Here is a 12,503-nt window from a genome sequence, read left to right on the forward strand (position 1 = left end):
TCAGCTCATGTAAGTTGGGAGGTTTACTATGCATCGGCGATCCTTTTTGACAGCGATGTTTGGCGTAGCAGGGGCAGCAGCCTTTGCAAGCGCGGTCCGGCCTATCAACGCATTGGCCGGTGTTCCAGCGGCCAAAAGCGGCATTCTCGAAGAACTCGACGCGCCAGACGCCTTCGACAACGAAGGTACTCACGCGGAAGTGGAGCCGGTCAACCATCGGCGCTACTACGACCAAGATTACGACCCAGACTACGACCCAGATTACTACCACCGGCGCCGCCGCCGCCGGCGGGGCTGGAGAAGAGTCTGCCGTAGTTACTGGCGACACGGGCGCCGTCGGGTCCGGTGCTATCGCCGACGGGGTCCTTCGGTCGTCTTGCGATTTTAGCTAGTCGGCTGCTTCTGCCCATGGCCCGTTCCGGCTGACGTGCTGAGAACGGGCCGGTACGATTCCTTTTTCGTGGCAAACGCAATCCATCTGAGGGCACTCATCAGCAGGGCCGATGGACCTGACTTACAGCTTGGTGGTGCCGCTGTGTGTGGTGCGCCAGGAGCGGTCTGACGATCCCTCTGTGCAGCGCTTCGGCTGCCGCCAGCCTGGGAAAGCTTTTCGGAACGTTTGGTTCTGGCCGTTAGGCCACGGGGCCAAGCTCAGCCATCAGGACACCCCGCAAGCGATGAGCAGCGGGGCCTGGTAAGGCCCGGCGACCTCCTTTTGACATACGGGGAGAAACCAAGAAGGGCGCCGAGCCTTACTGGCGCTGCTTTGAGGGAGACGACGCCGGACGAGATGAGAGTAGGCGATCATGCTAATTTCTGCGAACCATGCGAATGAGGGAAAGCCGTGTGCGATTCTTCGCTATCCAGCCACGAACCTCTGCCTTTCGGACATGGCGGTCCGTCGCTCGATCGATGATGAAGAACGCCTGATGTAGCTGCTCGACTTCGTAGAGCCCGACCCGGATCTCGAACCCTGTCTGGCGGGTGGCATCGAAGTCACCGGGACCGATGACAGGGAAGGCGACGACGATGGCGAAGCGGACGACGAGCGCGAAGCCAACGATGCCGAGTATGGCTTCATAGAGGGAGGGCAAGGCCTATAATTGTCCGGTCGAGAATGAATAGCCCGCTGCCTCACGGTGGCTGGCTTCAGTTTTTGTGTGGCACGATGTAGCGACTGCTCACCGCACCCGCCCCTGTGCCCCGCGTGACGACAATCGTGCTATACCCGGCTGGAACGGAACCTGTAGCGGAGGGGTCGATCGAACTGCATCGCCCGACGATCTCCCCGTTGGGAGCGCCCTCGAGCCTCACGGCTAACGCCAACTGGCATGTGTCAAGGGATCCGAACATGGCCGGTGATGTATCGAGTGGCTTGCAGACTCCCTGGGCGGGACTGCAAGAAAGCAAAATCATCACAGCTGCAGTTGCCGGATCCATTCGTGAAGCTCCGTTGTTCGACGAGCCTCAACGCGGAATAGCGAGCTTTGTTTCGCAGGGGCTAAAATATGAGTTTTCTGGTCTGGCACGGTGGCGGGCTTTTCATTGTCACAGCTTTCGCCTCTCAATTGTCCGGATCCCGAACGGTAAAACAGCCATCCGACGAGACACACCGAGAGGATCGCGATGGCCAGAAGGATGCCGCCGGCAATGTTCACCATCAACATGAAATCCATCGGACCTCTCCCTCTTATATGCCGACAGTCGGAAACTCGTGAAATCAACATGGGTGAACAGGTTGCGAACATGCTGCTACGGTTTTTGCAGAGCCACGAGATGAGACGAGACCGACCAGCACGACAGGGACTAGCTCTCGTCGCAACAAATTGACAGACAAGGACTGGACGGAGTCGAACGGCAAGGGCAGGGACGCCATCAAGCGAATTTCAAAACAGATGCCTTGGCCGACGGGTAATCGCTGAAAAGATCAAGGTATGCCCTGAGGTGACGTCACAAGGCAGTGTGCTTGGGTGTCGATCGGGCGGGCGGGTCGGAGAGGAACGGCAAATTCGGTGATGTCGCAATCGTCGGCATCACGAGCCCGCTGTATGGCGCTTAGAGCTTCGAACTCCCGCTTCGGCGCGGTGTCCATTTCGTTGCCGAAGCAAGTTCGTGACCGTGAAATCAGCTAACCGGCGCCGAAGGAGCGTCAGCATGGCGACGCCGCAGGCGAGACGCCGGGCCGCCGCCCCAAACGAGGGTGCCGTTTCAAGGCTGGTGATTTCGCCAGAGCACAGGGTGCGATTCTGACTACGCACAAGCCAGACGCTGTCATGGCGATGCTGGGTTGGCCGGGCGTAGCGGCTTCGAAGCCGCCGATTACAAGTATTCTCGCTCTGTGGCTGCCGATTCTGCGATTAAGGATTCGATGAATAGGCATGGGGGAGAAAGGCCGCTATTCTAAGCCTCATTCCCCCTCGATGCAGGAATAACGAGATCATGGAGTAGGAAAATCTCATGCTATGCGGCGGAGGTGCTTACACGGGCGAGATTCACACCCGCCCAACGACAAGGCGCCCATCCGCTGCCCGATGGACGGTGGATAGAGTTTTGGTGCCATGAGCCAAACCCACACATTACAACCGTCATCTATCCGCTTCCCGGTACAACCACGGCTGGTGCCGGCGATCAAGGCGGCGCGTTATCTCCACCTGACGCTGCGGGAATTCATGGAATTTCTGCCCGCGTTGCAGGATCAAGGCTTTCCCAAGGCCTGCCCAATCACCGGCAACTACGACATGGTTGCGATCGACGCCTGGCTCGATTAACGCTCGGGTCTTGCAGGATCAGGATCCGGCGCGCAGTCTAGCATTGACATTGCAAGAGCGAGGCTGGCGATCCTTGGGTAAGATCAAATTGAAGCACTACGTCATCCGTAAGGGCAAATACGGCTACTGGCTGCCGACGCCGAAGATGGTCGAAGCTGGCTTCAGATGCATTTCCTGTGGAATCGACGGGCCTGAGGCTTGGACGATAGCCCGGGAGTGGGAAGACCGCTGGCAGGAACTCCGCAAGGGCAGGGAGCCGTCGCGCCTGCGTGTATGGCCAAAGGATTCCATCGGAGACGCCTTTGCACGCTATCGCCGCATGGATGCATGGAAGCGCAAGCCACCGCGCACCCGCGAGGATCGGGAGCGCGGCTGGACCTTCATCGAGCCGTACTTCGCCGACCTGCCGCCAGCCGACATCACCCTCGAGCTGCTCGACGACTGGTATGGCCGTCTGCTGCGGGTCAAAGGTGTCGACATCGCCTACCGTGCCGTAAAGACGTGGCGTTCGCTCTATAATGTCATGGCCGGCATGAAGCTATGCCCGCCCGGCTCCGACCCATCGCAGGCGATCCGCCGCCAGACGCCACCACCGCGCCACCAGACCTGGACGGCAGGCGAGGCGGTGCGCATGGTCAAGGGCGCCTGGCGCGCCGGCTACCGCGGACTGGCCTGCATCATCGCCGTTGCGTGGGACACGAGCTTCTCACCCGTCGACGTGCGCACGCTCACACCGGCGCAGGCAATGCAGACAGCACAGGAATGGGGTTTTCTGATTGCACGCAGCAAGAGTGGCGAGGCGGCTGTCGGCACGCTGTCGTCACGCACGCAGCGCCTGGTGCTGGCCTATGTCGAATCACTAGGCGTCACCCTGCTTGACGATGCGCCGATCTTTCGCTCGCGCGGTTTCGCGCCGGGCCCGAAGGGCGGCCGGCCGCGCGCCGGCGTGCCTTACACGAAGGATTCTCTGGTCGACGACTTTGCCGATCTGCGCACGCTGGTGTTCGGGACATCGGAGAAGCGGCGGCTGATGGACATGCGGCGTTCCGGCGCGGTCGAGGCGAATGCCGGAGGCGCGTCGGTCGAGGCAATCTCGGCCAAGATGGGCAATTCGATCGACGGGAACAAGGGGCTGCAGAAGACCTATATGCCGGTCAATCTGGCCGCCGTCCGCTCAGCCGATGCCAGCCGCCGCAAGGGCAGAAAGCTGCTTGGCCTGGAACGGAACGAATACAGAAAGTTTAAACTCTCCGCAGAATGAGAGTTGAAACTTTTCAAGGGGCGGTAGCTAACCCCTTGAAATTAATGGCGCGAGTGACGGGGCTCGAACCCGCGACCTCCGGCGTGACAGGCCGGCACTCTAACCAACTGAGCTACACCCGCGCATTGGACGAGCACGTGTCAGCCGTGTTCGTCGTTGGGGCGGTGGATAAGGGGTTCGCCACCGGGTGTCAAGCGCAGCTGGACAGCATAAACGCAAACAGGAGAAGGTTTTTTGACGGGCGGCACTTTGCCCGCGAAAACCACTGTGCGGCTAAGCTCGCAGCTGTTCATTTGGCCTTGCGAAGCCGGTTGCGACCGCTTAAAGGTCCGGCCGGAGCGGGCGATTAGCTCAGTTGGTAGAGCGCTTCGTTTACACCGAAGATGTCGGCGGTTCGAGCCCGTCATCGCCCACCACTCAAGCTCTTGATAAATCGGTGCTTGCCCGGAGTTACGGTCTCATATCCGGTTGTACGCGTTGTCGGCATTCTGCTTCCTCGCCTTGTCGCGTTCGAAAGGGGTGACGCAGACCAAGTCGCTCTCGAACGCTTCACGCCAGACGTAGCCGTCGCGGCAGGTGCTGTCGCCGTAAGGTCCGCCGGTCGGCGAACGGTTGTTGCGGGCATTTGCATTCTGGGCCTGCACCTCGCCGTAGTCGGCAGGACTCACGCACACGCTGTCGCCGAAGATCGCCGATCGCCAGACGAATCCTTCCTTGCATCCTTTGGCCTCGATCGCTGCGGGCTCGATAGGCGACGGCAAAGGGGAGGGCCTCGGCCACAACGCCACCGTTGTCCCGCCGATGCCGAGCGCGATCATCGCGGCCAGCCCGTACAGCAGCCAGAGCCTCGGCCGCCGCGCCGCTGGCTTCGCAATCGCCGACGCAATCGCCGCCATATCGTCGTTGAAGCGCTCGTGGCGGACCTCCATGGCTTGACGCTTGGCCAGGTCCTGCAGATCGGGTGGCAAGGCGCTTTTCTTTGGCATGCTGGCGCCGTTGACGAGCACGGGGATGACGCGCACCCCAGCCTGGAGTGCCGTACGGATCTCCTTGCGCACGAAGTCGTCGGGGGACTCCAGCCGAACCTGGCCCTGCTCATCGGTAAGCGCGGCCCACTGCGGCCCCACGATCGCCAGCATGATTTTGCAGCTGGCCAAACTGCGGGCAAGCGCCACCTCAAAGTCATCGCCGGGGTTGAGCTTGTCGACGTCCATGAAGATGGATGCATCAGGAAGCGCGCGGTTCAGATTATCGTAGACGCGGCCCGCCACGCCGGAATCGGTCTGCCGTCGGTAGTTGATGAATACGTCGCCAAGCAAGGCCTGCCTCTTCCCACATGAACGAGAAGGCCCCAAAATAGCATGAGCGGTGACCTCGCAGCTAGTCTGGCGATAGACTGGCCATTACTGCGGGTGCAGTCCGTTTCATGTCTCGCCAGAGGACAAATGCACCGGCCCTTCGCGTCGCACGGTGGACTAAGTACAAGAGGCCATTACGGCGCGTCGCCAAAGCGGAATATACACAAATGTCTTCCGTCTGGACGGCAGCTGCAGAGCAAGTTCGACCCACGCCCGCGACGATCGGCTCCGCCACTTCTTCCTGTTTCGGCTCGCCGATGCGGGCAAGCGTGTACTTGTCGACGTTGTTCGCATACGGCTTCGATATCGGCGTAGGTGCCGTGTCACCGTGCCGCGATAAGGGTTCACAGCGGTCGAGTTGACGATAGCGTTCTCAGCGAAGATGTCGGCGGTTCGAGCCCGTCATCGCCCACCATATCCGGCCCGCATATCCCGAATGCCGGGCGCGGCCGCAATGAGCCGCACCCGCCGTTCTTTCCTGGCGCGCTAGTCTATCGCTTGACGTAGCAGTTCTTCTTCACGCGGCGGATGGGATCCTCGCCAAAGGCGTCGACGCTGCATGTGACGCCGTTCCTGAATACGCCCTGGACGTACTGGCCACGCGCCCCGTATCTCACCACTTTGCGGCCACGGAACTCGCAGAACCGCCCCTCCGAGGCGCAGGCCACCCATCTGCCGCGGCCCTGGCCGTAATCATTATCGCCGTAATTGTCATCATTGCCGTAATTGTCGTCGTCGTTGTCACCATAATCATTACCGCTATCGCGCCTCGCAATATAGCAGGCCTTGTCGCGGCCGGGCGCCGGGTCGCCGAAGACGCGATTCGAGCAAGGCACGGAACGACGATCGAAGAAGCGGGAGGTGGTCTGGCCGCGCGCGCCGTAGACCACTTCCGAGGGGTAGGGCAGGCGGCACGTGCCGCCTTCATCGGCGCATTTCTGCATGCGCTGGGCCGACGCGGTGGCGGGGAAAAGGATAGAAACTGACGAGGCCAGGCCGACCAGGCAAATGAATGTAAACGTCATCCGGATCAAAGCAGTGAAGGTTTTTGACATGATTTTGTCTCCCGTTCGATTCGACCAGCATGGTACAGCTGCCTTGTTAAATGCACGATGAATGAAAGCCCTCGCGGAGGCAGCACAATGATCGACCATCCACGGCGGCTGATGTTACAGCTGCTATTGGCATTGGCAATCTCTGGTATTGGGCGCTTCGCCTATGCGGGGAATGTGGGCGACGGCGTCGACCAGCCCGCCGCCAAGGCAGCCTTGCTCAAGGCCTATCCCGGCCTTTTCACCATTTCGGGCAATGTCCTGACCTGGACCGACGGCATCACCATGGTGTGGAACGACGGCAAGGCGCGCGACGCCGACGCGCTGCTTGAGAGCCCCGACATCGAAGACATGTTTCGCTACGTCTATCCCGGAGCAGCCGAGGGCGCGCTGGTCCCGGCGGAGGATTTCGATCCCGGCCGTATCCGCAATGAACCTTTCTTCGAGAAGCTCTACGGGGCAAGTGCCGCCGAGGTGGGCAAGCACATCGCCAACGTCAAATGGTTGCCGAAGCTCGGCAAGAAAACCGTGCAGGTGACCAAGGTGTTTGGCATCAACGACCGGCTGGGCAAGGTCTCCGCTGCGCTCGAGGCGATGCCCGCGGAGCTGAGCCGTTATGGGCTCAAGCCCGGCGGCGGCTTTGTCTGGCGGCCGATCGCCGGCACGAACCGGTTGAGCGTCCACTCCTTCGGGGCGGCCTTCGACGTCAATGTCGGCTTCTCCGACTACTGGTACAACAACAGGAACAAAACCAACCCCAAGGCCCCCATTCCGTTCAAGAACCGGATCCCGCTGGAAGTCGTGGAGTTGTTCGAGAAAAACGGCTTCATCTGGGGCGGGCGCTGGTATCACTACGACTCCATGCATTTCGAGTACCGGCCTGAATTGCTGCTGTATAAGAAATCCGGCTGATCACGGCGGCAGCAGCCGGAAATCCTTGCCTTCGGGCAGCAACTGGCCGCCGTCGACGACGATGGTCGTGCCGGTGATGTAACTGGCATCGTCCGAGGCCAGGAACAGGAAGGCATTGGCGACGTCGCGCGGGCTGCCGAGGCGTCCGAGCGGGATCGAATCCTCCATGTTCTTGATGTAGGCGGCGCCGCGATGCAGCTCGATCGCTTCGGTCAGGATGTTGCCGGGCTCTACGCCGTTGACGGTGATGCCGTAGCCGGAAAATTCCAGCGCCGCCGATCGGATGAAGCCGTTGATGCCGGCCTTGCTGGCGGCGTAGTGGCCATGTCCGGGGCTGGTGACGTGCGGACCGGTGATCGACGAGGTGTAGAGCATACGCCCGTAACCTTGCGCCTTCATCGGCGCCAGCGCCGCCAGCGTGGCATTGAAGGTGCCGCGCAGATTGACCGCCATCACCCGGTCCCAGTCGTCCGGGCTGGTGTTCTCGATGAGCTGCCAGGGATAGATACCGGCATTCTGCACGATGATGTCGAGACGAGTGTGGCGGCTCAATGCCAGGGCTACCGCGGCCTCAGCATCGGCCATTTGCGAGATGTCGGTGCGGACGAAGGCAGCGCCGAGCTCGTCCGCGGCCGCTTGACCGGCGTCGGCCTCGCTGTCGGCCAGGACCAGTCTTGCGCCTTCTTCGGCAAAGCGCTGCGCGATGCCCTTGCCGATGCCGCGCGCGCTGCCGACGATCAGCGCGACCTTGCTTTCGAGCCGTCCTGTCATGCCAGCCGTCTCCTATGCCAGTCTTTGGCGAATGGTTTGCTTGAAGGCGTCGAGCAGCACGGCGGCGAGCACCAAAAGGCCGTGGATGACCTGGGTGAAGTTGGCCGGCAGGCCCATCAGATTGATCGCCGTGTTGATGCAGGAGAGCAGCAGCACGCCGGCATAGACGCCGGGCAAGGTGCCGACACCGCCTTTCAGGCTGACGCCGCCGATGACGACGGCGGCAAAGGCGTTGAACAACAGCCCGGTGCCGAGATTGGCGGTGGCGCCCGAGGTGCGGATGGCGAGCAGCCAGCCGGCGAGGCCGGCAATGGCGCCGGCCAGCACGAAGGCGATGATCAAATTGCGGTTGACGCGGATGCCGGCGCGGAAGGTCGCGGTCTCGTTGCCGCCGATCATCACGAGGTGGCGGCCGAACGGCGTCTTGGCCATGATCAGCGAGAACAGGACGAAACAGGCGACGGCGATCCAGGCGGTCAGCGGCAGGCCCGCCAGCCGCTGGATGCCGAACCAGCGGATGGCCGGCGCCAGATCCTGTGCCGAGCGGCCGCCGGAAATCACCAGCACCAGGCCGCGCACCCAGATGTAGGACGCCAGCGTGATGATGAAGGCGCTCATCTTCACCTTGACCACGAGATAGCCGTTGAAGGCGCCGATGAGGCCGCCGACGGCGAGCGCAACCAGCAGCGAAACCGGAACCATCAGCCACTGCGGATTGAGCTGTATGCCCATGCCGATGCCCGACGAGCAGAACAGGATGCCGACCGCCATGGCGCTGAGTGCGGCCACCGATTCCACCGACAGGTCCATATGGCCGGCAATGATGACCAGCGACAGGCCGATCGACATCACGCCGAGAACGCTCGAGGCCTCGATGATGTTGGCGAAGATGCCGAGCTGGAAGTAGTTCGGGACGAAGATGGAAAAGACAACCAGCACAAAGATCAGCATGAACCAGACGAGGTTGTCGAGGACGAACTCCAGGGCTTTGCGGGTGCGCGGGTTCATGGGCTGATCCGGTTGGCGCCCCCCGAGAAAATCAGGCTGAGAAATCAACTCGATTTCGTCGGGTTCAGGCGCGGGTTTAGGTTCGCCACGGCGTCCTGGGTCGCGGCGTCGTGAATGGGCAGGCTCCGGGCCGCGATGGCCCGGAGCGCTTCGCTAGGCGACTATTCGACAGACTTGATCGTGTCCGTCGGCGGCTTCTGGTTGCCCCAGAAGGCCGGATTGTCGACGTTTTCCTTGGTGATGGCGGCGCCCGGGATCTTGATGTTGGGGCCCCAGCTCTCCTTGGTCACGGTCGACTTCAAGCCGAGCACGTCATACTCGCCAGGCTTGATTTCCTGCTTGCCGGCGATCTTGTCCATGAACATCGCCACGGCCGCGGCCTGCGCATAGAGCGGTTGCTCGACTTCGACATTGAGCCAGCCCTTGCGGATCAGGTCGAGACCGACCGGAGCGCCGTTCGAGCTCATCAGCATGACGTCGCCCGGTTTCTTGCCGGCGGCCTCGAGCGAGGCGACGGCAGCGACCGACAGATGCGCGGCATGGCTGAAGATCAGGTCGATGTCGGGGTTGGCGAGCATCTGGTCGGCAACGATGGTGCCGGCATTGCTGGCTTCCCACTGCATGGCCGGCAGCGAGATGATCTTGACGTCAGGAAACGCCTTCAACTTCTCCTCGAAACCCTTCTGGATGTCGAGCGTGTAGGGATCGCCGGGATCGCCGAGCACCTGCAGGATCTTGCCCTTCACCGAACCGTTCTTGGCGGTCAGAAGCTTTTGCGCCTGCTCGGCCGCGACGTAGCCGATCTCGACCGTGCCCGCCACCGAGGTGAAATCGGATGGGGTCGAGGTGATCTGGCGGTCGAACTCGACCACCGGGATGCCGGCTGCACGCGCCGCTTCGATGGACGGCTTCAGCGCGTTGAAATCGACGGCGGCCAGGATGATCGCCGCCGGCTTCAGCGCAATGACGTCGTTCATCTGCGATTGCTGCGCGTCGGTCTTGTTGTCGGCGTTGAGTGTTTTCACCTCATAGCCGACCTGCTTGAGGAACAGCTCCAGCGCGCTCACCGAGCCGGTCTGGAATTCATCGAGCAGGGTCGGGACCATATAATAGACGGTGCCCTTGGTCTGGGACATTGCCGGCGTGAGCGAGGCAAGAGCCAGTGCCAGGATACCGAAGACAAGAACAAGTATTCGCTTCATGTCGTTCGCTCCTCTTTTATACCGGACCCCTCTTTTGTCCCTCAACCTGCCGGTCCGGCACCGGCAAGCGTCTCACCGGTGATCATGTTGATCACCGCATCGGGACTTGTTTTGTTGCGTGCGACATCGCCGGCCACGACGCCTTGCCGGATCACCACGATCCGGTCGGCAACCTGGAAGGCCTGTTGCATGATGTGGGTGATGATCACGACGCCGATGCCCTGGTTGGCCACTTGGCGGATCATCTCGAGGCCGCGCCTGGTCTGCTCGACGCCGAGTGCCGCGAACGGCTCGTCCAGCAGCACCAGCTTGCCGCCCCAGTGCACGAAGCGGTTGAGCTCGATGGCTTGGCGCTGGCCGCCCGAGAGATGCTCGACATTGGTGCGCAGCGACGGAATGCGGGTGCCGGCACTGGCCAGCGCCTTGCCGACGACGGCCTCCATGGCGCGCTCGTCGAGGATGGGGACACCGAGAACCTTGCGGGTGATTTCGCGGCCCATGAAGAAATTGGCGACGACGTCGACATTGGTGCAGAGCGACAGGTCCTGGTAGACGGTCTCGATGCCGGCAGCCTTGGCCTCGGCCGGCGTCTTCGCCAGAAACTCCTTGCCCTCGAACAGCATGCGGCCGGAGCTCGGCTCGAGGCCGCCGGCAATGATCTTGACCAGCGTCGACTTGCCGGCGCCGTTGTCACCGAGCAGCGCCACGACTTCGCCCTTGCCGATCGAGAAGCTGATGCCCCTCAGCGCATGGATGGCGCCGTAATTCTTGGTGACGTTTTCGAGTACCAGCAGCGGTTCGGTCATGCCGCCACTCCCTTGCTGTGCATGAGGTCGGACCGGCGCTCGCGCTCGGCAATGAACATCTGGCCGAAGCGCGGCGACAGCACGCCCGAAACGGCCAATGCGGCAGCGCCGCGCAGCACCGAATGCTTGCCGCCGGTCGCCACCGTCACGCGCGGTGTCTTGCGGTCGCGCCGCGCCGAGACCGAATTGGGAAGCTGTCCCGCCGCGCCGACCAGCTTTTCGAGCAGGTCGGTGGGCGCAAGCCCGCCGAGGATGACGGTTTCCGGGTCGAACACATTCTCGATGGTGACGATGGCGTTGCGGAAGATCGGCGCGATCTCGGCCACCCAGGCGGCGTCGCTGATGTTGCGGCGGCGACGTGCTTCGAGCGAGAGATACCGTTCGAGGCAGCCGCTGTTGCCGCATGGGCAAGGCTCGCCGCCCGGAACGGCAGGGATGTGTCCGATTTCGCCGGCATTGCCCCAGGCGCCGCGCATCACCGCGCCGTCATGCACGATGACGCCGCCGAGGCCGACGCCGAAATAGAGGTAGTAGTATTCGGAATAACCGGAGCCGAGACCGTAAAGCCGTTCGCCCATGGCCGCCGCCGCCATGTCGGTTTCGAAGAAGGCCGGCAGCCCGGTCGACGCCGCCAGCCGTTCCGGCAGCGCGACATCCTTCCAGCCGGCCATGGTCGTCGGGCCGACGAAGCTCATCGACTCCACGCCGAACGGTCCAGGCAGCGCCATGCCGATGCCGAGCACGCGTCCGCCGGGCCGCAGCGCGGTCAGCTCGGGCACCATCGCGCCGATCAGCTCGAAGGCATGGTCGGGCGTCGCATGCGGCGCCTCGCGATGCATGCTCTCGATGACATCGCCGCTGAGATTGATGAGCGCCGCGTCGATCCCCAGCGGGGTGAGGTGGACGCCGACAGCATAGCCGCCCTCGGGGTTGATCCTGAGCGTCGCCGGCGGCAGTCCGCGTCCGCGCGGCTCTTCGCGCAGCGACAGCACATAGCCATGCTCTTCGAGTTCGCGAACGATGGTCGATACGGTCTGGACGGTGAGGCCGACCCGGTTGGCAATGTCGCCGCGAGCGATGGGACCGTGAAGGCGGATGGACTCCAGGACGATGCGCCGGTTGTAAGGCCGCCCGAACTCCTGATTGGTCCCCCGCAGTGCCATGTCCCGCGCCCCTTAGGAAGGCCAAGACTTGCACAGGCAATTTATTCAGTCAAATGGAATTCAAAAATAATTCGCGACGGTTCCCGGGCGCGGTGCAGGACCTGTCCCATTCGTCGCGCTGGCTGATTGCAGCCGGGCTGAAACCACCGCAATGGTGAATGACGTCAGGCGGGCGTGGGGCTCGCCGGCCAACAATCCAGCA

General features: G+C 62.3%; 12 protein-coding genes and 2 tRNA genes. 4 read left to right on the top strand and 10 right to left on the bottom strand.

Annotated elements, in window-relative coordinates:
- Nucleotides 1–809: 809 nt before the first annotated feature.
- Together NKI88_RS01050 and NKI88_RS01055 are read right to left on the bottom strand one after the other, a co-directional pair.
- On the bottom strand, nt 810–1,094 hold the full coding sequence (locus NKI88_RS01050; protein WP_352511305.1) for a hypothetical protein: 285 nt from the start codon (nt 1,092–1,094) through the stop codon (nt 810–812).
- 321 nt (nt 1,095–1,415) lie between these two features.
- The gene (locus NKI88_RS01055; RefSeq protein ID WP_023745949.1) at nt 1,416–1,676 is read right to left on the bottom strand and encodes a hypothetical protein; all 261 of its coding nucleotides are present in this window, start codon (nt 1,674–1,676) and stop codon (nt 1,416–1,418) included.
- Between the two features lie 882 nt (nt 1,677–2,558).
- On the opposite strand from NKI88_RS01055, the gene NKI88_RS01060 reads away from it, so the two are divergent.
- The gene (locus tag NKI88_RS01060) at nt 2,559–2,768 is read left to right on the top strand and encodes a hypothetical protein (RefSeq protein WP_156937233.1); all 210 of its coding nucleotides are present in this window, start codon (nt 2,559–2,561) and stop codon (nt 2,766–2,768) included.
- Between the two features lie 73 nt (nt 2,769–2,841).
- Nucleotides 2,842–4,029 (top strand): site-specific integrase, encoded by a 1,188-nt coding sequence (locus NKI88_RS01065; protein ID WP_352653546.1) that lies wholly within the window; start codon nt 2,842–2,844, stop codon nt 4,027–4,029.
- 45 nt (nt 4,030–4,074) lie between these two features.
- Here the strand turns inward: NKI88_RS01065 and NKI88_RS01070 are convergent.
- Nucleotides 4,075–4,151 (bottom strand) — tRNA-Asp (locus NKI88_RS01070).
- Nucleotides 4,152–4,369: 218 nt separating this feature from the next.
- Here NKI88_RS01070 and NKI88_RS01075 point away from each other — a divergent pair.
- A tRNA-Val gene (locus NKI88_RS01075) sits at nt 4,370–4,445 on the top strand.
- Between the two features lie 42 nt (nt 4,446–4,487).
- Here the strand turns inward: NKI88_RS01075 and NKI88_RS01080 are convergent.
- Together NKI88_RS01080 and NKI88_RS01085 are read right to left on the bottom strand one after the other, a co-directional pair.
- The gene (locus NKI88_RS01080; protein ID WP_023739412.1) at nt 4,488–5,348 is read right to left on the bottom strand and encodes a toll/interleukin-1 receptor domain-containing protein; all 861 of its coding nucleotides are present in this window, start codon (nt 5,346–5,348) and stop codon (nt 4,488–4,490) included.
- A gap of 530 nt (nt 5,349–5,878) precedes the next feature.
- A complete protein-coding gene (locus NKI88_RS01085) occupies nt 5,879–6,442 on the bottom strand; it encodes a hypothetical protein (protein ID WP_031203220.1) in 564 nt (187 codons plus the stop codon).
- An 87-nt stretch (nt 6,443–6,529) separates the two neighbouring features.
- On the opposite strand from NKI88_RS01085, the gene NKI88_RS01090 reads away from it, so the two are divergent.
- A complete protein-coding gene (locus NKI88_RS01090; RefSeq protein ID WP_352653547.1) occupies nt 6,530–7,351 on the top strand; it encodes a M15 family metallopeptidase in 822 nt (273 codons plus the stop codon).
- Here the strand turns inward: NKI88_RS01090 and NKI88_RS01095 are convergent, their stop codons facing one another.
- The 5 genes from NKI88_RS01095 to NKI88_RS01115 form a co-directional block, all read right to left on the bottom strand.
- Complete coding sequence (locus tag NKI88_RS01095; protein ID WP_352653548.1) at nt 7,352–8,122, bottom strand: SDR family oxidoreductase; 771 nt, start codon at nt 8,120–8,122, stop codon at nt 7,352–7,354.
- 12 nt (nt 8,123–8,134) lie between these two features.
- A complete protein-coding gene (locus NKI88_RS01100; protein WP_023684844.1) occupies nt 8,135–9,130 on the bottom strand; it encodes an ABC transporter permease in 996 nt (331 codons plus the stop codon).
- A gap of 161 nt (nt 9,131–9,291) precedes the next feature.
- Entirely contained in the window at nt 9,292–10,332 is a 1,041-nt protein-coding gene (locus NKI88_RS01105) for a sugar ABC transporter substrate-binding protein (protein WP_023684845.1), read from the bottom strand.
- 41 nt (nt 10,333–10,373) lie between these two features.
- Nucleotides 10,374–11,138 (bottom strand): ATP-binding cassette domain-containing protein, encoded by a 765-nt coding sequence (locus tag NKI88_RS01110; RefSeq protein ID WP_023669142.1) that lies wholly within the window; start codon nt 11,136–11,138, stop codon nt 10,374–10,376.
- Nucleotides 11,135–12,301: an ROK family transcriptional regulator gene (locus tag NKI88_RS01115; RefSeq protein WP_352653549.1), complete on the bottom strand. Its 1,167-nt coding sequence runs from the start codon at nt 12,299–12,301 to the stop codon at nt 11,135–11,137. Before NKI88_RS01115 ends, NKI88_RS01110 begins: the two co-directional genes overlap by 4 nt.
- Nucleotides 12,302–12,503 lie beyond the last annotated feature (202 nt).

Origin of the sequence: Mesorhizobium sp. M0317 (assembly GCF_040321555.1) — a bacterium.
Classification (GTDB): domain Bacteria; phylum Pseudomonadota; class Alphaproteobacteria; order Rhizobiales; family Rhizobiaceae; genus Mesorhizobium.

Excerpts from the sequence above, each read along its gene's own strand:
- NKI88_RS01055 (WP_023745949.1), bottom strand. The coding sequence starts at position 1,676 with ATGGATTTCATGTTGATGGTGAACATTGCCGGCGGCATCCTTCTGGCC.
- NKI88_RS01060 (WP_156937233.1), top strand. The coding sequence starts at position 2,559 with ATGAGCCAAACCCACACATTACAACCGTCATCTATCCGCTTCCCGGTA.
- NKI88_RS01085 (WP_031203220.1), bottom strand. The coding sequence starts at position 6,442 with ATGTCAAAAACCTTCACTGCTTTGATCCGGATGACGTTTACATTCATT.
- NKI88_RS01090 (WP_352653547.1), top strand. The coding sequence starts at position 6,530 with ATGATCGACCATCCACGGCGGCTGATGTTACAGCTGCTATTGGCATTG.
- NKI88_RS01095 (WP_352653548.1), bottom strand. The coding sequence starts at position 8,122 with ATGACAGGACGGCTCGAAAGCAAGGTCGCGCTGATCGTCGGCAGCGCG.
- NKI88_RS01100 (WP_023684844.1), bottom strand. The coding sequence starts at position 9,130 with ATGAACCCGCGCACCCGCAAAGCCCTGGAGTTCGTCCTCGACAACCTC.
- NKI88_RS01105 (WP_023684845.1), bottom strand. The coding sequence starts at position 10,332 with ATGAAGCGAATACTTGTTCTTGTCTTCGGTATCCTGGCACTGGCTCTT.
- NKI88_RS01110 (WP_023669142.1), bottom strand. The coding sequence starts at position 11,138 with ATGACCGAACCGCTGCTGGTACTCGAAAACGTCACCAAGAATTACGGC.
- NKI88_RS01115 (WP_352653549.1), bottom strand. The coding sequence starts at position 12,301 with ATGGCACTGCGGGGGACCAATCAGGAGTTCGGGCGGCCTTACAACCGG.